20 protein-coding genes and 1 pseudogene are annotated in these 24967 nt (G+C 54.2%); 13 read left to right on the top strand and 8 right to left on the bottom strand.

Annotation, left to right across the window (positions count from 1 at the left end; genetic code table 11):
• Positions 1-3 precede the first annotated feature (3 nt).
• The 3 genes from mdtN to PGR10_RS12120 are packed head-to-tail and all read left to right on the top strand — an operon-like array spanning position 4 to position 4442.
• Positions 4-1032, top strand: a complete 1029-nt coding sequence (mdtN, locus tag PGR10_RS12130; protein ID WP_032709079.1) for a multidrug transporter subunit MdtN — start codon at positions 4-6, stop codon at positions 1030-1032.
• Between the two features lie 9 nt (positions 1033-1041).
• Positions 1042-2973, top strand: coding sequence for an FUSC family protein (locus PGR10_RS12125; protein ID WP_430923530.1), 1932 nt, complete (start codon positions 1042-1044; stop codon positions 2971-2973).
• A 5-nt stretch (positions 2974-2978) separates the two neighbouring features.
• Positions 2979-4442 carry an MdtP family multidrug efflux transporter outer membrane subunit gene (locus tag PGR10_RS12120; RefSeq protein ID WP_430923640.1) on the top strand — a complete coding sequence of 488 codons (1464 nt, stop codon included), beginning with the start codon at positions 2979-2981 and terminating at the stop codon, positions 4440-4442.
• A 129-nt stretch (positions 4443-4571) separates the two neighbouring features.
• Here PGR10_RS12120 and PGR10_RS12115 read toward each other — a convergent pair whose 3' ends face one another.
• Positions 4572-6122 carry a peptide MFS transporter gene (locus tag PGR10_RS12115; protein WP_213191955.1) on the bottom strand — a complete coding sequence of 517 codons (1551 nt, stop codon included), beginning with the start codon at positions 6120-6122 and terminating at the stop codon, positions 4572-4574.
• Positions 6123-6670: 548 nt separating this feature from the next.
• On the opposite strand from PGR10_RS12115, the gene speFL reads away from it, so the two are divergent.
• The 3 genes from speFL (at position 6671) to potE (ending at position 10550) form a co-directional block, all read left to right on the top strand.
• A complete protein-coding gene (gene speFL, locus PGR10_RS12110) occupies positions 6671-6775 on the top strand; it encodes a leader peptide SpeFL (protein ID WP_006819052.1) in 105 nt (34 codons plus the stop codon).
• Between the two features lie 263 nt (positions 6776-7038).
• On the top strand, positions 7039-9237 hold the full coding sequence (speF, locus tag PGR10_RS12105; protein WP_015369855.1) for an ornithine decarboxylase SpeF: 2199 nt from the start codon (positions 7039-7041) through the stop codon (positions 9235-9237).
• Positions 9234-10550 (top strand): putrescine-ornithine antiporter, encoded by a 1317-nt coding sequence (gene potE / locus PGR10_RS12100; RefSeq protein WP_015369854.1) that lies wholly within the window; start codon positions 9234-9236, stop codon positions 10548-10550. Before speF ends, potE begins: the two co-directional genes overlap by 4 nt.
• A gap of 48 nt (positions 10551-10598) precedes the next feature.
• On the opposite strand, the gene rcnR is transcribed toward potE, so the two are convergent.
• Positions 10599-10871 carry a Ni(II)/Co(II)-binding transcriptional repressor RcnR gene (rcnR, locus tag PGR10_RS12095; protein ID WP_015369853.1) on the bottom strand — a complete coding sequence of 91 codons (273 nt, stop codon included), beginning with the start codon at positions 10869-10871 and terminating at the stop codon, positions 10599-10601.
• A gap of 118 nt (positions 10872-10989) precedes the next feature.
• Here rcnR and PGR10_RS12090 point away from each other — a divergent pair, with 118 nt between their 5' ends.
• The 3 genes and pseudogenes from PGR10_RS12090 to PGR10_RS12080 all read left to right on the top strand — a co-directional run bounded on the left by PGR10_RS12090 (position 10990) and on the right by PGR10_RS12080 (position 12869).
• The gene (locus tag PGR10_RS12090) at positions 10990-11310 is read left to right on the top strand and encodes a nickel/cobalt efflux transporter (protein ID WP_430923529.1); all 321 of its coding nucleotides are present in this window, start codon (positions 10990-10992) and stop codon (positions 11308-11310) included.
• A 36-nt stretch (positions 11311-11346) separates the two neighbouring features.
• Positions 11347-12096, top strand: a complete 750-nt coding sequence (locus PGR10_RS12085; RefSeq protein ID WP_430923527.1) for a nickel/cobalt efflux transporter — start codon at positions 11347-11349, stop codon at positions 12094-12096.
• Between the two features lie 116 nt (positions 12097-12212).
• Positions 12213-12869: pseudogene (locus tag PGR10_RS12080) on the top strand (epoxyqueuosine reductase QueH).
• Positions 12870-13215: 346 nt separating this feature from the next.
• Here the strand turns inward: PGR10_RS12080 and PGR10_RS12075 are convergent.
• The 6 genes from PGR10_RS12075 to PGR10_RS12050 all read right to left on the bottom strand — a co-directional run bounded on the left by PGR10_RS12075 (position 13216) and on the right by PGR10_RS12050 (position 19913).
• A complete protein-coding gene (locus tag PGR10_RS12075) occupies positions 13216-13824 on the bottom strand; it encodes a hypothetical protein (RefSeq protein ID WP_430923526.1) in 609 nt (202 codons plus the stop codon).
• A gap of 15 nt (positions 13825-13839) precedes the next feature.
• The gene (locus PGR10_RS12070; RefSeq protein ID WP_162750119.1) at positions 13840-14808 is read right to left on the bottom strand and encodes a hypothetical protein; all 969 of its coding nucleotides are present in this window, start codon (positions 14806-14808) and stop codon (positions 13840-13842) included.
• A 461-nt stretch (positions 14809-15269) separates the two neighbouring features.
• Entirely contained in the window at positions 15270-16535 is a 1266-nt protein-coding gene (locus PGR10_RS12065) for a histidine phosphatase family protein (protein ID WP_430923525.1), read from the bottom strand.
• 25 nt (positions 16536-16560) lie between these two features.
• Positions 16561-17919, bottom strand: a complete 1359-nt coding sequence (locus PGR10_RS12060; RefSeq protein WP_430916747.1) for an MFS transporter — start codon at positions 17917-17919, stop codon at positions 16561-16563.
• 111 nt (positions 17920-18030) lie between these two features.
• Complete coding sequence (locus tag PGR10_RS12055; protein WP_087859732.1) at positions 18031-18840, bottom strand: inositol monophosphatase family protein; 810 nt, start codon at positions 18838-18840, stop codon at positions 18031-18033.
• A gap of 116 nt (positions 18841-18956) precedes the next feature.
• On the bottom strand, positions 18957-19913 hold the full coding sequence (locus PGR10_RS12050; RefSeq protein ID WP_161798778.1) for a LacI family DNA-binding transcriptional regulator: 957 nt from the start codon (positions 19911-19913) through the stop codon (positions 18957-18959).
• 481 nt (positions 19914-20394) lie between these two features.
• Here PGR10_RS12050 and PGR10_RS12045 point away from each other — a divergent pair, with 481 nt between their 5' ends.
• The 4 genes from PGR10_RS12045 to PGR10_RS12030 all read left to right on the top strand — a co-directional run bounded on the left by PGR10_RS12045 (position 20395) and on the right by PGR10_RS12030 (position 24898).
• Positions 20395-21468, top strand: coding sequence for a catalase family peroxidase (locus PGR10_RS12045; protein WP_430923524.1), 1074 nt, complete (start codon positions 20395-20397; stop codon positions 21466-21468).
• Positions 21465-22049, top strand: coding sequence for a cytochrome b (locus PGR10_RS12040; RefSeq protein WP_113372999.1), 585 nt, complete (start codon positions 21465-21467; stop codon positions 22047-22049). Before PGR10_RS12045 ends, PGR10_RS12040 begins: the two co-directional genes overlap by 4 nt.
• A gap of 331 nt (positions 22050-22380) precedes the next feature.
• Positions 22381-23727 carry a histidine-histamine antiporter gene (gene hdcC, locus PGR10_RS12035; RefSeq protein ID WP_045373958.1) on the top strand — a complete coding sequence of 449 codons (1347 nt, stop codon included), beginning with the start codon at positions 22381-22383 and terminating at the stop codon, positions 23725-23727.
• A gap of 34 nt (positions 23728-23761) precedes the next feature.
• Complete coding sequence (locus tag PGR10_RS12030) at positions 23762-24898, top strand: histidine decarboxylase (protein WP_015369839.1); 1137 nt, start codon at positions 23762-23764, stop codon at positions 24896-24898.
• Positions 24899-24967 lie beyond the last annotated feature (69 nt).

Here is a 24967-nt window from a genome sequence, read left to right as displayed (position 1 = left end):
CCTATGACTCAATCCAGCCCAAGCGTTTTACGGAAAAAATGGCCCTTGTTGGCTCTCGTCCTCGCCGCCATTGTGGCGCTGATCGTGGTTATCTGGCAGTTACAGACTTCGCCGGAAACCAACGACGCCTACGTCTACGCCGACACCATCGACGTGGTGCCGGAAGTCAGCGGGCGAATCGTTGAAATGCCGATCCGCGATAACCAGCGGGTGAAGAAAGGCGATCTGCTGTTCCGCATCGATCCGCGCCCCTATCAGGCGATGCTGGACGATGCCAAATCACGGCTGGCGGCGCTTGATGCGCAGATTATGCTGACCCAGCGCACCATTAAAGCCCAGCAGTATAACGCCCAATCAGTGAGCGCCGCGGTAGAGCGTGCGAAGGCGCTGGTGAAACAGACCACCTCGACCCGTATCCGCCTGGAACCGCTGGTGCCGCAGGGATTCGCCGCGCAGGAAGATCTCGATCAGGCGCGCACCGCGGAAAAAGCCGCCCGCGCCGAACTGGAAGCCACGCTGCTGCAGGCCAAACAGGCTGATGCCGCGGTCACCGGCGTCGATGCGATGGTCGCGCAGCGCGCCGGGATCGTCGCGCAAATCGCCCTTGCGGAACTGCACCTGGAGTTCACCGAAGTTCGCGCGCCGTTTAACGGCGTAGTCATCGCCCTGAAAACCACCGTCGGACAATATGCTTCCGCCCTGAAACCGGTCTTCACGCTGCTGGATAACGACCACTGGTACGTGATTGCGAACTTCCGCGAAACCGATCTGCAAAACGTTCGGCCTGGCGTGCCGGCAACCGTGACGGTGATGACCAACCACAGCCGCCCCTTTGACGGCGTCGTCGATTCCGTTGGTTCAGGCGTACTGCCGGAGGGCGGTAGCGTCATTGGCGGGTTGCCGGTGATTCAGAAGAGCATCAACTGGGTACATGTGTCGCAGCGCTTCCCGGTCAAAATCGCGGTGAAAGATCCCGACCCGGAACTGTTCCGCATGGGCGCCTCCGCCAGCGCCGTGCTGCAGGCGAAATAAGGGTCCGGCATGCATAACTTCTGGTTGTTTCTGCAACGGGAACTCGCCGACGCGCCGGGGCGGGCCAACTATACCCTGCGCCTGACGCTGAGCTGCGCGGTGCTGATCACCCTGTTTATGACCCTGCAGATCCCGTTTCTCGCCGTAGCGCTGATCGTGGTGTTTTACGTCAGTCAGCCGAACATCCTGATGATTAAGCTGGGCAGCGTCCTGTTTTTTGTCACCATCAGCGTGGCGCTGGGGCTGGTGCTGCTGATCATCAAGTGGACCTATGATTTCCCGCTGATTCGCCTGGTCGCTTCGGTATGCCTGTTCTTTGGCGCGATGTATCTGATGCGCGTGCTGGGCAAACTCGGGCTGGCGTTTTTCGTGGTGGCGCTGGCGGTGATTTATGCCCAGACCTTCCCGTCAATGACCAGCCAAAGTGAAGTTCTGGTGCGCCTGCTGCTGTGGCTTTGGGTGGCGATCAATACCGCAACGCTGGTCACGCTCCTGGTCAACGCCTGCTTTCGCCAGGCCTTTCCCGGCTATCAATTCCGCGCTCAGTTGGTGGTGATGCAGCGGCAGGTCGCCGACGTGCTGACGCTAAACGCCGCGCCGCCGACCTTCAAAGAGATCGCCGGGCGTTTTAATCAGTTGCAAGGATTGTTTAAGCAGGCGCGCTTTGCGGCGCCGGAAATTGCCGCCGATCCGGCGCGCTGGCAGGCGCTGATGGCGACCACCCTGCGCTGCTATCACCTCGCGGCGCTGCTGCAACCGGGCGACGATCGCGCCGCGGCGCGCCAGCAGATAGCCACCGCGTTACAGGCGCTGGCGCCCTCGATGAACGAGGGTACGCCGTTTTCATTCTCCGCGCCGGCCATTGATGATCGCGGCGCCAATACGCGGATTTTACAAGAGATGGCTGATGTGCTGGCGAAACTGGCGCGCGGTGAAGCCATCGACCTGCCGCAGGGTGAAGCCGAGAAGTCGCCGCTGCTGCTGCCGGATGCCTGGCACAATCCCGCTTATCTGCATTTCGCCCTGAAAACCCTGCTGGCGACGCTGCTGTGCTACGTCTTCTATACCGCCGCGGACTGGCAAGGGATCCACACCATCATGCTGAGCTGCGTGATTGTCGCCCAGCCGGGGCTGGGGGCGACGATGCAAAAAACCTGGCTGCGTATCGGCGGCGCGCTGCTCGCCACGCTGCTGGCGCTATTGTTGATCGTCTTCGTACAACCGTGGACCGAGTCCATCGTCGGCCTGCTGGCGATGGTTCTGCCGGTAATGGCGCTCTCGGCGTGGATTGCCGCCGGCTCAGAGCGTATTGCCTACGCCGGGATCCAAATCGGCTTTACCTTCTCGCTGGCATTCCTCAGCTGGTTTGGTCCACTGACCAACCTGACGGAACTGCGCGACCGCGTCATCGGTATTTTGCTCGGTGTACTGGTCTCGTCGATCGTCCATCTTTATCTATGGCCGGATAGCGAAGCGCCGCAGCTGAAATCGCGGCTGGCGCAACTCTATCGCCAGATAGCCGACTTCCTGCGCACAAAAGATGATAAGCCGCAGATGGTGCCGCTGTTCCAGGCGCTGACCACCAGCGAAACGCTGCTGCATCGGGTCGCCGCCGAGCCGCTGGGCACTTTTGCGCATCCGTGGCCGCAGGCGAAATCCTGGCCGAGCAAAGCCACCTGGCAGCAGGCGCAGGAGATAGTCCGCCTGAGCGAGGGCTACCGGCTGTACGCCGCGCCGGGAGATCCCTTCTTAAGCCGCTGTGCCGAACAGTTACAGGCGTATGCCGATGATATTGAACGTCAGCAGCCGACGGCACTTGTTGCGCCGCCGGCTGCCGATCCGGCGAATCCATTCGGCGCACCGCTGACCGCTTTACTGGCCACCCTGCCGGACTGGTCAGACAAACCTTCTGAATTTACGCGACAGGCAGAACCGTCATGATAAAAATGGACGCCGTAGCACGTTTGCTGCGCTACTCACCGCTGGCTCTCGCCATGACTCTGTTGACAGGATGCGCGCTGATTCAGGACGATCCTGGCGAAGTGCCCATTGTTAATCCGCAACAGGCGCAGCTGGCGCAGGTGATCCACCTGGCGAATAGCGGCTGGCCGGCGGCCCGCTGGTGGGAGGGGTATCACGATCCCCAGCTCAATATGCTGGTAAACCGCGCGCTGCAAAACTCGCCGACCATGCAGGCGGCGCGGCTACGCATCTCACAGTCACAATCCACCGTCGAGCTGGCGCAGTCGGCAATGGGCGTGCAGGCGACCGCCGTGGCGGCGCAGAACCGGATGCGTATAACCGATAAATCCTTTAGCTGGCCCTACTCCTATTCTCTGCCGGTGGATAAAAACGGCCCGTGGTACACGCTCAATACCGTGGGCGTCGGCGCGACGCTGAATATCGATTTATGGGGCGCCGACCGGGCCCGCGTCGCGGCGGCTATTGGCGAAAAGAACGCTCGCCAGGCGGAAACCGCCGGTATCGAACTGGACCTTGCCAGCAGCGTGGCGCAGCTGTACTTCGCCATGCAGGCTACCTTCCAGAAGATCGTTCTGCTCCAGCAGCTAGAAGAAATTGCGCGGCTGTCGGTACAGGCGCATGAACACCGCACCCAGCGCGGCGTGGAGGATAGCGTCGATATCGCCAATGCGCAGGCGGAACTGCTTGGCGCGCAGCAGCAGGTGATTACCGCCCGCGGCACGCTGACCCAGTACCGCGAAACGTTGCGGGCGCTAATTGGCGCCGACGCGCAGAGTATGCCGGAGATCCACCCGGTCGCTCTGCCGGCGTTGCAGGAAACGCTGCCGGATTCACTCTCCTTCGAATTGCTGGCGCGTCGCCCGGATCTGCAGGCCCTGCGCGGTTATGTGACCGCTTCTATGAGCCAGGTCGATGCGGCGAAAGCGGCCTTTTATCCGCATTTTGATATTAAAGCCTTCTGGGGATATAACGCGCTGAGCGTCGGCGATCTGTTTAAGTCGTCCTTCCAGCAGATTAACCTGCTGCCGGGGCTGTATTTGCCGATATTCGATGGCGGCCGCCTGAACGCCAATCTGAAGTCGGTACGTACGGCGAGCAATATCCTGATTAAGCAGTACAACCAGGCGGTGCTGGATGCGGTACGGGACGTGGCGATAAGCTCCAGTCAGCTTAACGATCTCAACCAGCAGGTGGCGCTGCAGGAGCTGAAGGTGACGGCGGCGATGGCCACCACCCGCAGCGCCAGCGCCCATCACCAGCGCGGCCTGTTAAGCCGCTATGCCGCACAAGAAGCGCGGCGACCGGCCATCGCCCAGCAGCTGTTTTTGCTGGATATCCAGGCCCAGCGCCTTAGCACCGATATCACGCTGATTAAGGCCCTCGGCGGCGATTATCGCGGTCCGGCGGTGGGTTCCGAAGAACCGTAAGCCAGCGCATCGCGAGCAGGGAAATCCCCGGATAGCGGCTTACGCCTTATCCGGGCTACCGTTTCCATACTCTGCTTACTATAAAAAAGCCGGCGCTCAGCGCCGGCTTTTCATTGACCGCTTGCGCAATCAGGCATTGGTCGCCGGTTTTTGCTCGACGGATTTGCTGTTCTCCAGCATACGGCGCACCGGCACAATTAGCACGCACAACACCGCGGCGCAGATCAGCAGCGCCGTCGAGCAGCGGGCGAACAGATCCGGCAGCATATCCAGCTGGTCGGCCTTCACGTGGCCGCCAATCAGCCCCGCCGCCAGGTTACCCAGCGCGCTGGCGCAGAACCACAGCCCCATCATCTGGCCGCGCATTCTTTCCGGCGCCAGTAGGGTCATAGTTGCCAGGCCTATCGGGCTCAGACACAGTTCGCCCAGCGTCAGCATCAGAATGCTGCCCACCAGCCACAGCGGCGATACGCCGGCGCCGCCGTTGCTCAGCACGTTCTGCGCCGCCAGCATCATCAGGCCGAAGCCCGCCGCCGCGCACAGAATCCCGATAACAAACTTGGTAATGCTGCTCGGGCGCACGTTTTTGCGCGCCATTGCCGGCCATGCCCAGCTAAATACCGGCGCCAGCAGGATGATAAACAGGGCGTTAATCGACTGGAACCATACCGCCGGGATTTCGAAATCGCCGATCATGCGGTTGGTGTAGTCGTTAGCAAACAGGTTAAACGAAGTCGGTTTCTGCTCGAAGGCTGACCAGAAGAAGGCGGCGGAAACCAGCAGAATAAAGCAGACCAGCAGACGCGCGCGCTCTTTACGGTTAAGCCCCGCAAAAACAAACAGGTAGATGAAATAGAGCACCACCGACGCGGCAATCACGTACACCAGCATGCTGGCGACCACCACCGGGTTAATGACTATCACCCCCTGAGCAATCAGCGTAATCACCACCGCCACGCCGACCGCCAGCGCCAGCAGCCAGGCGCCAACGCCGTTTTTCTTCGCGACGGGACTATTCCAGGTGGAGTCGAGACCCACTTCGCTGTCGTAGCGTTTCATTGCCGGGACCGCGAAAAGGCGGAAAATCACCAGCGCCACCAGCATACCGATACCACCGATGCCGAAGCCCCAGTGCCAGCCGTGGGATTTAATCAGCCAGCCGGAAATCAGCGGCGCGATAAACGACCCCATATTGATACCCATATAGAACAGCGAGAAACCGCCATCGCGACGGCTATCGCCTTTCTTATACAGCGTACCGACCATCACCGAGATGCAAGTTTTAAACAGGCCGGAACCGAGCACGATAAACATCAGCCCGATAAAGAACAGGTTGTTGCCCATAAACGCTGACAGCGCAATCGACAGATGGCCCAGCGCGATCAGAATCGAGCCGTACCACACCGCTTTCTGCTGGCCGAGCCAGTTGTCCGCCAACCAGCCGCCCGGCAGCGCCGCCAGGTACATGGCGCCCGCGAAGATGCCGACGATGGCCGACGCGTTCTCACGGGCTAAGCCCATACCGCCGTCATAGACGGTGGCCGCCATGAACAGGATTAATAACGGGCGAATGCCATAAAACGAGAATCGCTCCCACATTTCGGTGAAGAACAGCGATCCCAGAGGGTAAGGGTGACCAAAGAAGGTCCGGCTTTCATTTTTGTTAACAGAGGAATGCATAACTTCTCCCAATAAGGCGATCTTAGCGCTTTGTCATGCCGAAAAGCGTATTGACCATTTTTTCTACCTGCCTATCATTCACACAGGCGTTAATTTTATTTAACCATTTGATAACCAGACGGTGGTTTTGTCTAGCCCCTGAGCGATATCTTTTAGATGAAAACTCGACCAGGCTCTCTTTTCCCAGATTTTATGTTGGCAATAAAGGGATAATGATTGACAGCGTTCTTTCGTACTACAGGAACCTCTTAATCCTTAATAAACATAATGTTAAGAGGGTAGAAGTCAGAAAGCCCCGAGTATACGACATATTTCCGTCATATGGCTGAAATAACGCAATGATTAACCGGCCATTATTCATTTTAACTACATTGCAATACAATATATTTACATATAAACAACAAACCAGTGAATAATGTTGGATAAGATCAAAATACCAGCTATTGATATCATAATGAGAGGCTATTAGTGATCGGCGTCACAGATTAAGTCTAAGCCGGATATAGAATATGCCATACCTTCAGTCAATCATTTGAAAGGTGTATATCATGGAAAACAATAACAGGATGATGCCACACATAAGGCGGACAACGCATATTATGATGTTTGCTCACCGTAACAGCTTCGATTTTCATTTCTTTAATGCCCGGTAGTCTTCCGACTACGGGCGCTTCAGCATACAGGTCTTCCTGCATCTTTTGTTGTTAATACAGGCATTCGCCTGTAGCTAACCGCGCTCGCCCTAATAAATCCTGCTATTTACCAGCCACCGGACTGGTAGGGTTTATTGCATCTCAAAAGGTACTCTACTGATATTTATTATATCAGCGGCAGACTATTACCTTTTGTCCGGCGTAATCAATTTCTCATTCGAGAAATTGAGGGCCTGCTATTATCTGAAAATAAAGAGATAACAATGACTGATTTAAAAATTGCCGTTAGCCGTACATGTCCAAACTGTTTTTCTACCCAGCGTAATATTGTCAATACTAGCGAAACCAACTTTATTGATGTGGCCGCGGTAGTATTAACCCTGGAAGATATCGAATGCGGTAAACTCGATGAGTTAAAGGCTACCGGCTATAACATCCCGGTATTTATCGCTATTAATAAAGAAGAAGTTGTCCCAGCCGAATATATGGCTTCGGTGCAGGGGGTATTTGAACACGACGAAACCCGCAACGACTTTTACGGCCGCCAGCTGGAAGCCGCTGCGCATAAATATGAAACCGAACTGCGTCCGCCGTTCTTTAGCGCGCTGGTCGATTACGTTAAACAGGGCAACAGCGCCTTTGACTGCCCGGGGCATCAGGGGGGGGAATTCTTCCGCCGTCATCCGGCCGGTAATCAGTTCGTCGAGTATTTCGGCGAGACGCTGTTCCGCTCCGACCTGTGCAACGCCGACGTCGCCATGGGTGACCTGCTGATCCACGAAGGGGCGCCATGCATTGCCCAACAGCATGCGGCAAAAGTCTTTAACGCCGATAAAACCTACTTCGTGCTCAACGGCACCTCCTCTTCTAACAAAGTGGTGCTCAACGCGCTGCTGACGCCGGGCGACCTGGTACTGTTCGACCGTAACAACCATAAATCCAACCACCATGGCGCGCTGCTGCAAGCCGGGGCGACACCGGTCTATCTGGAAACCGCGCGTAACCCGTACGGTTTTATCGGCGGTATCGACGCCCACTGCTTCGAGGAGCGCTACCTGCGCGAGCTGGTCGGTGAAGTGGCGCCGAATCGGAAACAGGATGCCCGCCCGTTCCGCCTGGCGGTGATCCAGTTAGGTACCTACGACGGCACCATTTATAACGCTCGTCAGGTGGTCGATAAAATTGGTCATCTGTGCGATTACATCCTGTTTGACTCCGCGTGGGTCGGCTATGAACAGTTCATTCCGATGATGGCTGATTGTTCGCCGCTGCTGCTGGAGCTGAATGAAAACGATCCGGGCATTCTGGTAACCCAGTCGGTGCACAAACAGCAGGCCGGTTTCTCCCAGACCTCGCAAATCCATAAAAAAGACAGCCATATCAAAGGGCAACAGCGCTATGTTCCGCATAAACGTCTGAATAACGCCTTTATGATGCACGCCTCCACCAGCCCGTTCTATCCGCTGTTTGCCGCGCTGGATATCAACGCCAAAATGCATGAAGGCGAAAGCGGCCGCAACATGTGGATGGACTGCGTCATGAACGGCATCAAGGCGCGTAAGCTGATCCTTGAAAGCTGTAAGCACATCCGTCCGTTTGTGCCAAAAATGGTCGATGGTAAACCATGGCAGTCATATGAAACCGCGCAAATCGCCGTTGACCTGCGCTTCTTCGAGTTTGGCCCAGGCGAACGCTGGCACGCCTTTGACGGTTATGCCGAGCATCAGTACTTTGTCGATCCGTGCAAACTTCTGCTGACCACCCCGGGGATCAATACCGCCAGCGGCGAATATGACGCCTTCGGCGTACCGGCCACCATTCTCGCCAACTTCCTGCGTGAAAACGGCGTGGTACCGGAAAAATGCGATCTTAACTCCATTCTGTTCCTGCTGACCCCGGCGGAAGATATGGCCAAACTGCAGCAGCTGGTCGCCCTGCTGGCGCGCTTCGATAAGCTGCTCGACGCCGATGCGCCGCTGCAGGAGGTTCTGCCGTCTATCTACAGCCAGCACAAAGAGCGTTATGCCGGTTATACCCTGCGCCAGCTGTGTCAGGAAATGCATGACCTGTACGCCCGTCACAACGTCAAACAGCTGCAAAAAGAGATGTTCCGTAAAGATCACTTCCCACGGGTGGTGATGAACCCGCAAGAGGCTAACTACGCCTATCTGCGCGGCCAGGTCGATTTGGTGCCGTTGCCGCAAGCCGAAGGCCGCGTGGCCGCTGAAGGCGCCCTGCCTTACCCGCCGGGAGTGCTGTGCGTAGTCCCGGGCGAAGTCTGGGGCGGCGCAGTGCTGCAGTACTTCACCGCACTGGAAGAAGGGATCAACCTGCTGCCGGGCTTCGCGCCGGAACTGCAGGGGGTTTATATCCAGGAGCACGATGGCCGTAAACAGGTCTGGTGCTATGTCATCGCGGAAAGCGAGAAACAAAGCGCGCTGCTGAAAGGGGAAACTGTATGAGCAAATCCAGTAACAAGATGGGAGTGGTACAGCTCACCATCTTAACCATGGTCAACATGATGGGCTCCGGCATCATCATGCTGCCCACCAAGCTGGCGGAGGTGGGGACTATCTCCATCATCTCCTGGCTGGTGACGGCGGTAGGATCGATGGCGCTGGCGTGGGCCTTCGCCAAATGCGGGATGTTTAGCCGTAAATCAGGCGGGATGGGCGGTTACGCCGAGTACGCGTTCGGCAAGTCTGGCAACTTTATGGCCAACTATACCTACGGCGTCTCGCTGCTGATCGCCAACGTCGCCATCGCTATCTCCGCGGTGGGTTATGGCACCGAGCTGTTCGGCGCCACCCTGTCACCGGTACAGATTGGCCTGGCGACTATCGGGGTGCTGTGGATCTGTACCGTAGCCAACTTCGGCGGCGCGCGCATTACCGGCCAGATCAGTAGCATCACCGTATGGGGGGTCATCATTCCGGTTGTCGGCCTGTGCGTTATCGGCTGGTTCTGGTTTAGCCCGACGATGTACGTCGAGTCCTGGAACCCGCACCACGTACCGTTCTTCGGCGCCGTTGGTTCGTCAATCGCCATGACGCTGTGGGCCTTCCTCGGTCTGGAATCCGCTTGCGCCAACACCGATGTGGTCGAAAACCCGGAACGTAACGTGCCGATCGCCGTACTCGGCGGTACCCTCGGCGCGGCGGTTATCTATATCGTTTCGACCAACGTCATCGCCGGGATCGTGCCAAACATGGATCTGGCTAACTCCACGGCGCCGTTTGGCCTGGCGTTTGCCCAGATGTTCACGCCAGGCGTAGGTAAAGTGATTATGGGGCTGATGGTGATGTCCTGCTGCGGTTCGCTGCTTGGCTGGCAGTTCACCATCGCGCAGGTCTTTAAATCATCGTCTGACGAAGGTTACTTCCCGAAAATCTTCTCCCGCGTCTCGGCTTCCGGCGCGCCGATTCAGGGGATGCTGACCATCGTTATCCTGCAAACCGGCTTGTCGCTGATGACCATTAGCCCGTCGTTGAGTAATCAGTTCAACGTGCTGGTTAACCTGGCGGTGGTGACTAACATCATCCCGTACATTCTGTCGATGGCCGCGCTGGCGATTATCCAGAAAATGGCCAATGTGGAACCGGGCAAAGCGCGATCCACCAACGTGATTGCCTTTATCGGTGCGGTATACAGCTTCTATGCGCTGTACTCCTCCGGCGAAGAGGCGATGCTCTACGGCGCGATTGTGACCTTTATGGGCTGGACGCTGTACGGCCTGGTATCACCGCGTTTTGAGATGAAAAACAAACACAGCTAATGCTGAAGCCGGCGGCGCGTCTGTCGCCGCCGGCGCTATCCGTGGCCGCTATTTGATATAGGAATCCAGCACCTTCAGCACCACGTCCAAATCCTCTTCACGTTTCACTTCATCGCCTTCATGAACGATATGCTCCGTCAGATGGCCCTTGATCACTTCACGCATTAGCCCGTTTACCGCTCCGCGAATAGCGGCAATTTGCTGCAGCACGGCGGCGCATTCGTGCGGCTCATCCAGCATCTTTTTCAGCGCGCTCACCTGCCCCTCAATCTTGCTGGCTCTGGCCTGCAGCTTCTTTTTATCCCGAATCGTATGCGACACGTTAACCTCACTGGCGAACTCAATGCCTCAATTATAGGTTTGCAATCTACTGGGGGGTAGTATCTTATACTGGGGGGGAGTAGAATCCCGTTCACCAACGACAACCTACTCTCTTCTTATGAACGAATTCTTACCTTTACTTCAGCAGGGCAATGCCTGGTTTTTCATTCCCAGCGCCATTCTGTTAGGCGCGCTACATGGCCTGGAACCGGGCCATTCAAAGACCATGATGGCGGCGTTCATCATCGCCATTAAAGGCACGGTACGTCAGGCGGTGATGCTGGGCCTCGCCGCGACCCTTTCGCATACCGCCATCGTCTGGCTGATCGCCTTTGGCGGCATGTATTTTAGCCAGAAATTTACCGCCGAAGCGGCTGAACCCTGGCTGCAGCTGCTTTCCGCGTTCATCATTCTCGGTACCGCAATATGGATGTTCTGACGCACCTGGCGCGGTGAACGTAACTGGCTGCAGGCCATGCAGGATCGGGATGCGCATCATCATGATGATGAAACGCAAATCGTCGACACCGGCCACGGTAAAATCGCCCTTTCCATCTTCGAAGAAGGAGAACCGCCGCGCTGGCGCATACGCACGCTAAGTGGCACCCGATGGGCCGCTGGCGATGTCTCACTGGCGACACGGCGCAGCGGGAGCAGCTTCGCGCAGATGTTCTCTTTTGTTGATAAAGGCGATTATTTAGAATCCGCGCAGACCATCCCGGAACCGCATGACTTTAACGTACGCCTGACGCTCGGCCACCAGCGCCATACCCACGATTATGATCTGGCGTTTCATGAACATCATCATCATGAACTGGACGGCCTTGAGGAAGGAAGTCAGGCCTATCAGGACGCCCACGAGCGGGCCCATGCGAACGATATTCAACGTCGCTTTGACGGCCGGGAGGTCACCAACTGGCAGATCTTACTGTTCGGCCTGACCGGCGGATTGATCCCCTGCCCGGCGGCGATCACCGTACTGCTTATCTGCATCCAGCTCAAAGCCCTGACCTTAGGTGCGACGCTGGTCCTCTCTTTCAGCATCGGTCTGGCGTTGACGCTGGTCACCGTCGGCGTTGGCGCGGCGGTAAGCGTTCGCCAGGTGGCCAAACGCTGGAGTGGTTTTAACACGCTCGCCCGTCGGGCCCCCTACTTTTCCAGCGTGCTAATCGGCGCGGTGGGGATCTATATGGCGATCCACGGCTATCTCGGCGTGAGAGGTTAATTTGAGATGAATTCAGCGCCGCGTGAGGTTGCGCGGCCTGACATTTCTGGGGAAGGATAGCAGCCCTTCAACATGCTACAGTTGGCGCTGGATGTATTTACTTCAGGAATGACTTGATGTCCGAGTTCCAGCGCCCACAGCTGACGTTGCCCAACGGAGCCGATAAACTGCTGCTCCACTCCTGCTGCGCTCCCTGCTCCGGGGAAGTGATGGAGGCGATTCAGGCCTCCGGTATCGACTACACCATTTTCTTCTATAACCCCAACATTCACCCGCAGAAAGAGTATGAAATCCGCAAGGAAGAGAATATTCGTTTTGCGCACAAACACGGTGTGCCGTTTATCGATGCCGATTATGACACCGATAACTGGTTCGCGCGGGCCAGGGGGATGGAATGGGAACCCGAGCGCGGCGTGCGCTGCACGATGTGCTTTGATATGCGCTTCGAACGCACGGCGCTTTATGCCTACGAGCACGGCTTTAGCGTTATCAGCAGTTCGCTGGGAATTTCACGCTGGAAGAACATGCAGCAAATCAACGACTGCGGCGAGCGCGCCGCCGGGCATTATCCAGGCATGGTCTACTGGGATTATAACTGTCGTAAACAGGGCGGATCCTCGCGGATGATCGATATCAGCAAGCGCGAGCGCTTTTACCAGCAGGAGTAATGCGGCTGCGTCTACTCGCTGCGCGATAGCAATCTGCACCGTAAATCCCAGGGCCGACCGCTCATTAAGATCGGCAAGCTCTATTATGGCGATGAAGGTGAATAGCTGAAGAAAAGGGAATGATGTGGAGAAATAACGGGCCAGCAAAGGTCCGTTGTTTAATAACTTCACATAGATTTCATACCCTATTTCCTGACACAATCTTACGGATGAGATAGTTCAACGCCACGGTCACAATCACCATCAACGTCAGCAAAACCCACAAGAAAGAGGGGTCGGCATCCCCATCGGCAAACCCCAACCCCGTGCTGTTCAAAAAATCGTTGCTAGTCCGGGATAAATAATCTAACAGCTATACATAATGACAGCGCGCTCTTAAAGTCAATATCCAGACTATGATATCGTCACGCATTGAGTATTCAAATAGTAACTGACGCGTAGATATGAACAATCATCGACACCCAAAATATTTACCTGATGAGTGTTGCAATTTTATTTGCTGGCGGGAGACCCGATTTAGTAAGTAAAATGCGATTGTTTTAGTGAACATAACCGTATTGAGGCATTTGATGCCTATCGCAATAAAAAACACCCCTAAAATAGCACCGATGAGATCGCCCGCATCATCACCTCCCCCCATAATGAAAGTAATAACAGCGAATAAAAAAAATGCTATTGCAATGATTCCTGTCCCAGCAATGACACATAAAAAAGATTTCAGACCTATTAACCGGCCTCGTGCAGTAAGAAACCCCGGAATACAAATCAATATGCTATACAAAACTCCCGAGGGAAAAGCCGCAGCCAGTATAGCATAATCAGGCCATCCATTAAGTCTGAAAATAATTTCCCACACGGTAATTTGCGGCATAACAAAGCAAAAAATAGCAAATAGTATTCCGCCCACCATTGGAATACTGAACGTATGTCCACCAACTCTCGCCCCTATATATTCGGTCAAACGCTGCTTAACCACCTCAAGTTGTCGGGGACTCATTGACGCAAGATTTTTTTCCACATCAATATTTAACACAAGGCTTTTTTTGATATGCTCAATCATTATGCCAACCAATTTTTATGTTAATGAAAAGGATTGTATTATCCCAATCACATATTGTCCTGTTTTTTTTAGATTGTGTGGATTTCTAACAGTTCCGGAAATGCCGCTCCCTGCAAATGCTGATGAGTTAACAATCACTTGCATCAACTCCCTTTGTAGAGTTCGTTGTAATGCTTCAGATGGAAATCGTTTAGGATAACGCCCCATTTCTATAGCAGCTTTTATGCCAGAGTTAGATATTCCCGGATTTTCATTACGAATGATTTCATAAGTAAGCCGCTTACGCTCAAATCTACTTAGGCCTCTGAGCCATGATAAAGCTTCTGCTGAAGATATTTTTTTCATCGTTTTCCACACTTCGATAGATTTCGCTAACCCAGCTCCGGCACCTGCAAGAGAAATGATATCAAGGATAGTAGTCGTAGTAAGATACCAATCCTGCGAATCAAGCCATGCTAAACGCTCTTCCCTACCTCTACTTATTGTCCATAATCTTCCCGCACCGATAAAACATTGCCCAACGGTAGCTACGCCGCTGGCAGCAATAACTCCGGCTACCAGCACCGATGCTCCAGCCGTAATGGGAAGTATCGCCGTTCCAGTAAGAGCAAGGGCTAATGTGATTACAGCCGCTCCGCATGAAAGTGCCGTTGATGTAATTTCGGTGGCCAGTGATGGTGCCTGAAGTGTCTTAACAATAGCTTTTGTGGAACCTTCTTGTGAGATATCACAAACCTTTGTGACAATAACATGACTTGCTATGCTTTGGGCCGAATTGGCAATCCGCCGGGAGGGTCTTACCAACCATTGGCTCACACCATTAGAATAAATAATACCAACTCGATTGAAATTCCGCGAACAGTCCAATTGTTTTGCTAGATCATGAAAATTAAAATCAACCGGACCTGGCCCTCCCCATGTTGCTGGTCTATCAAAAGGAGAGATATTGTGGAGGCCATCATGGCCAAAATAATATTCAACCATTGCATAAATCCTTTTTAGCTTTAACTTACTCCCACGAAAATGGTGGCATAAAATCCAACAAAACCAATATCACACCAACCAAATTTAGCCCGCCAATAAATATGACCATTACCAACTTCTTCAATATGTTATTAATTGAAGTATTACCCCCCTACTCTTTAAAGTAAATATCTATACTATTACAGAGCACTATCTTGAGAAGTTAAATGGTAACCAACTCCTGAGTTGTGAACAATCTTAGCGCACCTAAATGTTTTCCTAAAAATTCCAAAAAACCAAGGCATATTACATAAAGACGTAACAAAACTCAGAGGAGGCTTGCTTATTTTTCCTCTCAGTAAATTAGTGCCATGCGTCCATTAAACCAATATCTCTGTAATTATTACTCGAATCACTAACGCTTTTAAGCAATACGCCATAATCCATCCTATTTCCGCTAAGGATTATGGCGTTTGCGCTGATTAAAGAACCATATTCACCGGCGGTACCGCGCTTTTATCGATCTGTTTACCTAAGGCCTCCAGCGCGGACTGATACGGGCATAACGTGCCCACGCTGGTCTGCTGGCAATCAGGCTGACGCCACTCCTGTTGCAGCATCGGGTGCTGACGCTCCGGCATCTGCAGGCGTCGCAGGTCGTCCAGGCTTTGCGCCTGGAAATAGACGCGCAGATAACGTTCGCCATTTTTGCTGTTGCGCCAGCGCTCTATAACCAGACTGCTGCCCGGCGGAATATTGCCCCGGCTGTAGCCCGGCAACTGCCAGCTAAAATTCATCAGCGTGCGCACCATCGCGATATTGGTGTCATGGGCCACCAGCAGCAGCCAGCGTACGTTCGGCGCGGCGTCCGCTTTCACTCCGTCCAGCATCGCGTTGAGCAGCACCGAGCCGCGCTTTTGCGCGGTGTACAGCACGTCATTACTGAGATCGTAGTTTTCCGTTAACAGCGGCAGAATAGCTGTGATCTGGCTGGCGCGGGTAATCTTCCCCCACGCCAACTGGCTCAAGGGCAGGTTTTCACTCCAGCCCAGACGCAGCGTTTCAACCATATTGGCCATCACGCTCAGCCCGCTAATGGTAGTTTTACCGCTTTGGTTTTGCTCCACCTGCCAGGGCTTATCGAAAATGGGGCACGGTTTATCCTGTTGGCAAACCGCGGCTTTTAATAACTGGATCGTCGGCGCCAACGCCTGCCGACGCTTAGCCAGATCGCCGGCTTTCGCCTTCACTTCCGCCAGCTGGCGGACGGGATCGGTTTGCGTCGCGCTAAACTTGTCGGTCTGGAACAGCGGATCGGCATCGCCGCTGACATAATGAATCGCCACGCCGCAGCCGGGAAATGCCCCATCTACCAGCGCCTGCGCGGTTGCCCGGGTACGCTGTAGCGGACTGGCGCGAACATAAATATCCTCCGCGCTGGGACACTGCCCCTGTAGCAGGCCAAGCTGGCGATAATGCTGCCCTTCCGCGCGCCCTTTATTGGCGACCGCCGCATAGCCATGTCCGGTCAGCTCCCCATCGTGGGTGGTCCATTCAGTCCATGGACGCTGGGTCGCGGCTTCAATGGCTTCACGATTGCCGGGCGTTGGCGGGCGAATACCGTGGCGGCTTAACTCCACCACTTTTTCCAGTTGCCAGTTCGCCGCGACGGCGGATTGCATCGCCAGCAGCGGCAGCGCACAGGCGATAAACAGGCGTAAAAGGCCCTGATGTCTTGCAGGCATCATAAAATCTTCCTTATCGATTAATCAGTTATGAGGAGAATGAAGTCTGCCGTTCGACGGCATGGCGTCGGGCGACGATGGCGGCGGTGGTAAAACAGAGTAACGCGGAACCCAATCCGGTGCCTATCCAGAACAACGCCAGCGTGCTGAAATCATAAAGCGTTTTCCCGTTTTCGAGGATCGCGGTTTTATCGATAATGATCCCGGTCAGAAATTCGCCCAACCCCGCCCCGGCATAGCTGGCAATACCAATGGTTCCCAGCGCTGCCCCCGCCGCTTTGCGTGAAGAGATATCGACGGCGATCAATCCTCCGAGGAAACAGGTTAACGCGCCGATGGTCGCACCGAAGACGATCATCGCCAGGATGTCGGTGTAGTAATTATGCGGCGACCAGAGCATTAAGGCGAAACCCGCGGTGTTCAGCAGGCTGATAAATCCGGCCATGACGCTGCGATTGCGCGGGAAAAAGCGGTCAGAGAGCATGCCGGCGATGATGGTCCCGGCGATACCAGCGATCGCGTTAACGCCGATGATGCCAGAAGCCTCAAGGGTGGAATAAGCTTTATCCTGCTCCAGAAAGAAGATCCCCCACGAGTTCACCGCATAACGGTCGATATACATAAATGCCGATGCCAGCGCCAGCGTCCACAGCGCCGGGTTACGCAATGCCAGCAGTTGGTTTTTGAACACCGATCCCCGCGCTTCAGTCTCTTCCTGCGGTTCATCACGAATCACATTAATGGAGGGAAAGCCGCAGCTCTGAGGCGAATCGCGCATAAACAGCAGCAACAGCACCACGCCAGCGGCGCCAAGCGCAGCCGTGGAGAGGTAGCCCATTTGCCAGCCAAAACCCGCGATCACCGCGGCGATCACCATGTAGGTCATGGCCTCGCCGATGTTATGCGCCGTCGACCAGATGGCGTAAAACGTTCCCCGCTCTTTAAAGCCGTACCAGCGCGCCAGCGAAACCGCACAAGGGCCGACGCCCATCGACTGCGCCCAACCGTTGATCCCCCAAAAGATAGCCAGCAGCATGGCATTGGTGGTCATGCCCATCAGCAGGTTCATCCCGGCGCTGAGCAATAGACCAAGGCTCATGTAGCGCACCACGTTGGCATGATCGGCGATAAAACCGTTAACCAGTTTGCCGATGGCGTAGCTAAAGAATAGCGTCGAGCCAATCATCCCCAACTCCGTTGGGGTAATGCCTAATTCCACCAGCGCGCTTTTCGCCACGGTGAACGATAAGCGGCAGACGTAGAACGTCACGTAGGCCAGGGTCATAGCAATAAACGTTTGCCAACGTACCCGGCGAAAACGTTTTTCATCAAACGCGGCGCCCGCTTGCGGCGGCGACGCCCGGAAAAAATGAATAATTCCAGACATAATAGTTTCTCCGACGGTCGGAGGCTTGACTGATTGATGTGCTTCGTCCGTGAGGGTCGTTATCGTTACTGTGTAGGGTACATAATCAGAAACAGCCCGAACCTGTAAGGGTTAATGTAATGGTTGAAGGATCATCTTTTGTAGTTGGGGATACAGCGTTTGGCTGGCCAGCAGGAGGGGATTACCATGGCGAATCCCCTCTTGCGCCAGAAAGTCGTTGGCGACTCCCCCCGCTTCGCGCATCAACACCAGACCGGGTAAGGCATCCCACGGGTTCATGTGCGGTTCGTAGTAGCCAATCAGGCGCCCGGCGGCCGCCCATGCGCTCATCAACGCGCCGGAGCCATTGCGGATGAACATGCCGCCATCGCTGAGCAGCGCGTCAAGAAAAGGCAGGAATTGCGCCGGCGTCACCCGATGCGACGTTCCGACGCCCATCACCCCTTCTTTGACCGTTGCTGCGGGATGTGGGCGAATTGGCGTCTCATTGAGCCAGGCGCCATGGCCCCGTAGCGCATGGAACAGCTCACGATGGTTGGGATCGTAGACGACGCCAACCACCGGCTCGCCGTCAACGACGATCGCCAGCGACAAGCACCAGGTATGCAGCCCATTCAAAAAACAGCTGGTACCATCAATGGGATCAACCACCCATAGCACCCTGGCGTCCGGCATCTGCGTACCGCTCTCTTCGCCGAGAAAACCATCCTCCGCAAACGCATCAGTAATGCGCTGCTTAACAAAGGCTTCTACGCGTTTATCGGCCACGCTCACCACGTCCTGAAGGTCATTGCCCTTATGCTCTACCGCCAGCGCCTCGCGCTGCTGATAGTATTCGAAAGCCAGCTCGGCACCCGCTTTCGCCAGCTCGCAGGCCAGGCGATAGCGGGCCTGTAGCGCAGAGGAATCCAGTGATGTCATTATTTACTCCTTTTGCACACGTGTGCAATTTTATTTAAAAAAGCCCCGAAGAGCGCAGTGAGTGTGGATGGATTTTAGCGATAATTCTGTGATCGATTCATCATAAAATGAATTTTTCATTTAGCGCTATTACGAATTATTAATTTCACAGCGACTTCTCGGTGACGTGAAGGTTGATTGAATTTGGCGATCCGGCTAACCAGCATCTCCACCGCGTGATAAGCCAACAGCGTGGTGTCCTGCTGGATAGTGGTAAGTTGATAAGGCTGCCACTCCGCCTGGGGAATATCGTCGAAGCCAATAATTGCCGGAAGGACGGCCGCTGGATTATCCGCTCGTAGCCCATCCATCGCCCCAATCGCCAGCATATCGGTGGCGCAAAACAGCGCCTGCAATCCTGGCCTTTCCGCGGCGAGCCGGCGAGCGGCCGCAAAACCGGACTGATAACCGCCCGTTTCGCAGAAATGCGCCGTGACAGCCAGCCCGCTGGCATGGTGAATAAACCCCTCGTAGCGCTGCCGGGTGCTGAAATTGTCACGATTTTCGCCAATAAAACCGACGTCCCGGCACTGGCCTGCGTGTAACAGCTCAGCGGCCAGTTTCCCGCCGAGCGCGTTATCGCTGCTGACGCGGTCGCAACCGGGAAGTTCAGCATGACGGTTGATAAGCGTAACGGGAATTTTTCGCGCAAGATACTCCTCAGCCAGCTCCAGCGGCGGCGCGCCGGAGGTGATAATGACGCCAGCGACGTGATAGCTGAGAAGATGTTTTAGCGAAGGAGCTAACTGCTGCGGATCATCGGCGTTCATCAACAATGGCATAAATCCATGCAGCGCCAGCTGGTGGATCAGCGGCGCCAGCAGCTTACTGCGAAAAGGGTTATCGAACCCTGAAGTGATGATGCCGATAAAGTTGCTGCTGCCGGTGTTCATCGTACGGGCGATGATATTAACCTGGTAGCCCAGGGTTTCCGCGGCGGCCTGCACTTTGGCGCGGGTTTTCGGCGACACCGAGGCCCCAGGCGTGAAAGCGCGGGAGACGGCTGAACGGGAAACGCCGGCGAGTTTCGCCACGTCTTCTGCTTTAATCCATTTTTTATCGTTCATCACTTTGATTTTTCAGTGAAATTTATCCAACATAGATATATAGCTCAACACATTACCCTCGTCACGCTGTAGGCAATGTATTCCGAGACCACTTTGGCTTTCACTATACCCTGAATCGGGTCGGTGATGCCCGTCATCCGGCGCGGATAATGACATTTTTTATTATCACGTTAACTGCACAGAAGTATAAACTTTTCGTGATATTGTTTCTTTCGTTCGCGCACCAATTATAATTATTATCATGATAATTCATGAAGAATAAAAATGCGGTTAAAGAAGAAACACAACCAACTAAATTATAATAAACACAATCTTTCCCAGCACATAAAAAAATATAGCGACAACGTCCACACATCAATAATGCCCCTATATTTTCACGATATTAACTGCGTTATTTGAAATAAAGTAAGCGTGATGTGGAATAAAACTTAATAACAGGAAAAGGTCTATGTCAAAACTGGATTTCCGATCCCCAAATACCTGGCGCGCGCTGGCGTCCATCGCGGTCATCGTCGGGGCAACGGCGGCGGCATTCGCCTGGACCTCAGGCTGGCTGGGTTCGCGAACCACCAGCCAGTCATTAGTCCCCGATCCAGACAAGCCTTTTCCTGCCGGGTTTCGCCGGGCACACGGCAAAGGGATCTGTTTTACCGGGACGTTCGAGCCAGCCGCTCCAGCCGTTTCTTATTCCACCGCGCGGCTCTTTTCACAGTCGAAAACCCCCGTTGTAGGGCGATTCTCCATTGGCGCAGGTAATCCACACGCGGCTGATAATTCAACGAAAACCCTGAGCATGGCGCTGCTACTGAAAACGGACGATAAACAGCAGTGGCGCATGGCAATGAACAACGAGCCCTACTTCGCCACCCGAAACCCGGAGGGCTTTCTTGCCATGAAGAAGGCCACCGCCGTCGACCCGGCCACCGGTAAGCCCGATCCGCAGCGTCTCGCGGTATTTTTACAGGACTACCCGGAAGCCAGTAAATATTTACAGTGGGCGGCGCAAAAGCCAGCGCCAGGCGGCTTTGCCGGGGCGACATTTTATAGTATTAACGCTTTCTATCTCGTGAACGCCGACCGCCAGCGCCAGCCCGTACGCTGGATGATGCGGCCACGCGATCCATTTGTCTCTATCGCTGATGAACAGCGACAGAAAGCCGACCATAACTTCCTGTTCGAACAATTACAGCAGCGACTTTCTCAGCATCCTATTTACTGGGATTTGGTATTGCAACTCGCCCAAGCTGGCGACGCGGTGGATGACCCTTCGCAGCCATGGCCAAAGGATCGCCAGCAGGTCGTCGCCGGTACGCTCAAAGTCACCCAACTCGTCGCCCAAGCCGAAGGCGCCTGCCGTGACGTTAACTTTGATCCCTCCATCGTGCCTGCTGGAGTAGAGGTCTCTAACGACCCCGTCTTAAATGCGCGCTCTGGCGCCTATTCACATTCCTGGAGCCGTCGCGAACGGGAAATTGGCTACGGCAAAGCAACCGAAGCCGTGCAAAAACAGGAGGTTAAATGATATCGAATAAACCTGACCAAAGGCGCGCGCCGCAGCATTTCAACCTTCTGGCGAGATATCTGCATTGGCTGATGGCAATCATGATCCTGGCCATGCTGTTCATCGGCGCCGCTATGATGACTTCATTACACCATCGCATTTGGTTGGTGGATGTACATCGGCCATTGGGGATCGCTATTTTGCTGCTGGCGCTCATTCGCCTGGCCAACCGGTTTTATAGCCGGCCGCCACATCTTCCTGCGGAGCTCTCACGCTGGCAGGTGCTGGCGGCAAAAGCGTCACACTGGGCGCTATACGCGCTGATGCTGGCAATGCCATTGCTTGGCTGGGCACAACTGTCGGCTGCGGGCGTTCCGATAGTTATGTTTGAAGGACTTAACCTTCCGGCCATTACCCCGACCAGCCCGGCGCTTTTTGCCTGGTTTCACGACGCCCATCGCCTGTTAGCTAAACTGCTCTTTGCGGTGGTGTTGCTACATCTCTCGGCGGCATTAGTGCACGCATGGATATTCCGCGACGGCGTGTTTGCCAGCATGGCGAAAAGTACCAGCCGGTCCAGTAAACCACCTGCTGAGCGGTGAAACTTAATAACAAGATGCGTTGAAATAAAGATAAAGGGGCTTTTGCCCCTTATTTTTTGCATCCGAAAAATCAGCAGCCACTCACTATGGCGCTCACCTATAAAAATTAGCCCGTCCGTTATTTATTGCACAATCACCACTGACCTTGATGATTAAATAAAAAGGGGACGGAGTGAATTACCCAATCACTGTTTAAAAACTATACAGAAATTAATATATATTCGCGCATATCATTTTCAAAAAATGATGTAGATCATATTCCCGCACCTGCCCTGTGAAAAAATGCGCTTAATAACCAAGTAAGCATTTACTTAATACAGAGGGGATATATATGGGAAGCGTCAGCGCGGGTACTGCGCAAAAAATGGGGTTAACGGCACTAACCCTTGTGACCGCATCAAATATGATGGGTTCCGGTGTTTTTATGTTGCCGACCAATCTCGCCGGAGTGGGATATATTTCACTATGGGGATGGTTGTTTACTATTATTGGCGTAATTGCGCTGGCGTTGGTTTTCGCTAAAACCAGTCTTATTACCCCTCGCGCAGGAGGGATCGTGGCCTATGCCAGCGATGCGTTTGGCCCTTTCATCGGTTTTCAGACGACGGTTTGCTACTGGATCAGCGCCTGGATTGGCAACGTCGCGCTCCTCGTCGCCGGGGTCGGCTATCTGAGTTACTTCTTCCCGGCGCTGCATAATCCGGTTTACGGTTGTATCACCGCTATCGCTATTCTGTGGGCATTTATTGCCTTAGGCAGCCTGGGGGCTAAAACGGCCGGGCGCGCGCAGTCCTTCACCGCCAGCTGCATGCTGGTCGTCGTGCTGGGTGTGGGCATTGTCGGCTGGTTCTGGTTTGACCCGAAAATGTTCTCTGAAGTCTACAACGGGACGGGCAACAGCGACAGCTCAGCCATCGTCTCCGCGGCCTCCATTGCGCTGTGGGGTTTCTTAGGGGTGGAATCCGCCGTGGTCTCCAGCGGACAGGTGGAAAATCCTGAACGCACGGTGCCTCGCGCAACCGTATATGGTCTGCTGATTGCCTCCGTATGTTACGTCGGTAGCTGTACCGTTATCATGGGCCTGGTTCCCCACGCCGAACTGGTCAAATCTGCCGCCCCATTCGCCGATGCGGCACGCTATATGTTTGGCGATATGGCCGGCAACATCGCCTCCGCGCTGAGTATTATCGCCTGCTTTGGCTCCATTTCCGGCTGGTTGATTCTACAGTCAGAAGGGCCGCGGGCCGGGGCGAAACAGGGGTTATTTCCGCAGATTTTCGCCGAGACCAATAAAAATGATGTCCCGATGAAAGGTCTGATTATTTCTGGGGTGCTGATGAGTCTGGTGCTGTTACTGACGGCTTCCCCCGATCTCGCCAAACAGTTCCAGGTGGTGATTCTGATGTCGGTATTTGCCTCCCTGCTGCCTTATATGTATGCCATTATCGCGCTACCTATCATCATGGTTTCTAAAAAGCTCAACCGTGGACGTGGCTTTATGTTTTATTGCGTCCTGACTGTCATCGGTATGATTTACAGTATATTCGCCCTGCTCGGTTCGGGTACTGATTCCATTTTCTGGGGCACAATTATGATGATGGTAACCATTCCTCTGTTTTCTTTTGTCGCGGCCGGACGTAATAAAAAAGGCCAGGATATTCTTTACCTTCAAAAATAATATTTTATTCACCAACATAAATATGGAGATTCATATGTCTTTATCTATTGCCGATCAAAATAAACTTGATGCATTTTGGTCATACTGTGTAAAAAATCGCTACTTTAATATTGGCTACCCTGAATCTGCTGATTTTGATTACACCATGCTGGAGCGCTTCCTGCGTTTCTCAATTAATAACTGTGGTGACTGGGGGGAGTACTGTAACTATTTACTCAACTCTTTCGACTTTGAAAAAGAAGTCATGGAGTATTTCTCCGGCATATTCAAAATCCCCTTTGCGGAAAGCTGGGGTTATGTCACCAACGGCGGTACAGAAAGTAATATGTTTGGTTGCTATCTGGGAAGAGAGCTGTTCCCGGAAGGCACGCTCTACTATTCAAAAGATACTCACTATTCCGTCGCTAAAATCGTCAAACTGCTGCGTATCAAATCGCAACTGGTGGAATCTCAGCCAGACGGAGAAATGGATTATGACGATTTGATCAATAAAATCAGGACCTCAGGCGAACGCCATCCCATCATTTTCGCCAATATTGGCACAACGGTACGCGGCGCTGTTGATAATATCGCTGAGATACAGAAACGTATCGCTGCGCTGGGGATCCCACGTGAAGATTATTATCTACACGCGGATGCCGCGCTAAGCGGCATGATCTTGCCTTTCGTGGAGGATCCACAACCGTTTACCTTCGCGGATGGTATCGATTCGATTGGCGTTTCCGGACACAAAATGATCGGCTCTCCGATTCCATGCGGCATTGTGGTAGCCAAGAAAGCCAACGTCGACCGTATCAGCGTAGAGATCGACTACATCTCCGCCCACGATAAAACGATTTCAGGGTCACGCAACGGTCACACCCCTTTGATGATGTGGGCCGCCGTTCGCAGCCATACCGATGCCGAATGGCATCGCCGCATTGGTCACAGCCTCAACATGGCGAAATACGCCGTGGATCGCTTTAAAGCAGCAGGTATTGACGCGCTGTGCCACAAAAACTCCATCACGGTGGTCTTTCCGAAGCCTTCTGAATGGGTATGGAAGAAACACTGCTTGGCAACGTCCGGCAACGTGGCCCATCTGATCACCACCGCTCACCACCTGGACAGTTCCCGGATTGATGCGCTGATCGATGACGTGATTGCCGACCTGGCGCAACGGGCGGCATAAGAGTGAGCAGCGGCAAACTGCCGCTGCCCGCTGGACAATCTGGTGGGTTGCAGCGCCAACCGGAACCCG

Origin of the sequence: Klebsiella sp. 141198, assembly GCF_050600785.1 — a bacterium.
Lineage (GTDB): Bacteria > Pseudomonadota > Gammaproteobacteria > Enterobacterales > Enterobacteriaceae > Klebsiella > Klebsiella aerogenes.
Note: the sequence above shows the minus strand (reverse complement) of the source record. Positions and strands in the feature narration are given on the sequence as shown.

What these genes read in the sequence shown, in the direction of transcription:
- mdtN (WP_032709079.1), top strand. Translation starts at nt 4, where the DNA reads ATGACTCAATCCAGCCCAAGCGTTTTACGGAAAAAATGGCCCTTGTTG.
- PGR10_RS12125 (WP_430923530.1), top strand. Translation starts at nt 1,042, where the DNA reads ATGCATAACTTCTGGTTGTTTCTGCAACGGGAACTCGCCGACGCGCCG.
- PGR10_RS12120 (WP_430923640.1), top strand. Translation starts at nt 2,979, where the DNA reads ATGGACGCCGTAGCACGTTTGCTGCGCTACTCACCGCTGGCTCTCGCC.
- PGR10_RS12115 (WP_213191955.1), bottom strand. Translation starts at nt 6,122, where the DNA reads ATGCATTCCTCTGTTAACAAAAATGAAAGCCGGACCTTCTTTGGTCAC.
- speFL (WP_006819052.1), top strand. Translation starts at nt 6,671, where the DNA reads ATGGAAAACAATAACAGGATGATGCCACACATAAGGCGGACAACGCAT.
- speF (WP_015369855.1), top strand. Translation starts at nt 7,039, where the DNA reads ATGACTGATTTAAAAATTGCCGTTAGCCGTACATGTCCAAACTGTTTT.
- potE (WP_015369854.1), top strand. Translation starts at nt 9,234, where the DNA reads ATGAGCAAATCCAGTAACAAGATGGGAGTGGTACAGCTCACCATCTTA.
- PGR10_RS12090 (WP_430923529.1), top strand. Translation starts at nt 10,990, where the DNA reads ATGAACGAATTCTTACCTTTACTTCAGCAGGGCAATGCCTGGTTTTTC.
- PGR10_RS12085 (WP_430923527.1), top strand. Translation starts at nt 11,347, where the DNA reads ATGCAGGATCGGGATGCGCATCATCATGATGATGAAACGCAAATCGTC.
- PGR10_RS12075 (WP_430923526.1), bottom strand. Translation starts at nt 13,824, where the DNA reads ATGATTGAGCATATCAAAAAAAGCCTTGTGTTAAATATTGATGTGGAA.
- PGR10_RS12070 (WP_162750119.1), bottom strand. Translation starts at nt 14,808, where the DNA reads ATGGTTGAATATTATTTTGGCCATGATGGCCTCCACAATATCTCTCCT.
- PGR10_RS12065 (WP_430923525.1), bottom strand. Translation starts at nt 16,535, where the DNA reads ATGATGCCTGCAAGACATCAGGGCCTTTTACGCCTGTTTATCGCCTGT.
- PGR10_RS12060 (WP_430916747.1), bottom strand. Translation starts at nt 17,919, where the DNA reads ATGTCTGGAATTATTCATTTTTTCCGGGCGTCGCCGCCGCAAGCGGGC.
- PGR10_RS12055 (WP_087859732.1), bottom strand. Translation starts at nt 18,840, where the DNA reads ATGACATCACTGGATTCCTCTGCGCTACAGGCCCGCTATCGCCTGGCC.
- PGR10_RS12045 (WP_430923524.1), top strand. Translation starts at nt 20,395, where the DNA reads ATGTCAAAACTGGATTTCCGATCCCCAAATACCTGGCGCGCGCTGGCG.
- PGR10_RS12040 (WP_113372999.1), top strand. Translation starts at nt 21,465, where the DNA reads ATGATATCGAATAAACCTGACCAAAGGCGCGCGCCGCAGCATTTCAAC.
- hdcC (WP_045373958.1), top strand. Translation starts at nt 22,381, where the DNA reads ATGGGAAGCGTCAGCGCGGGTACTGCGCAAAAAATGGGGTTAACGGCA.
- PGR10_RS12030 (WP_015369839.1), top strand. Translation starts at nt 23,762, where the DNA reads ATGTCTTTATCTATTGCCGATCAAAATAAACTTGATGCATTTTGGTCA.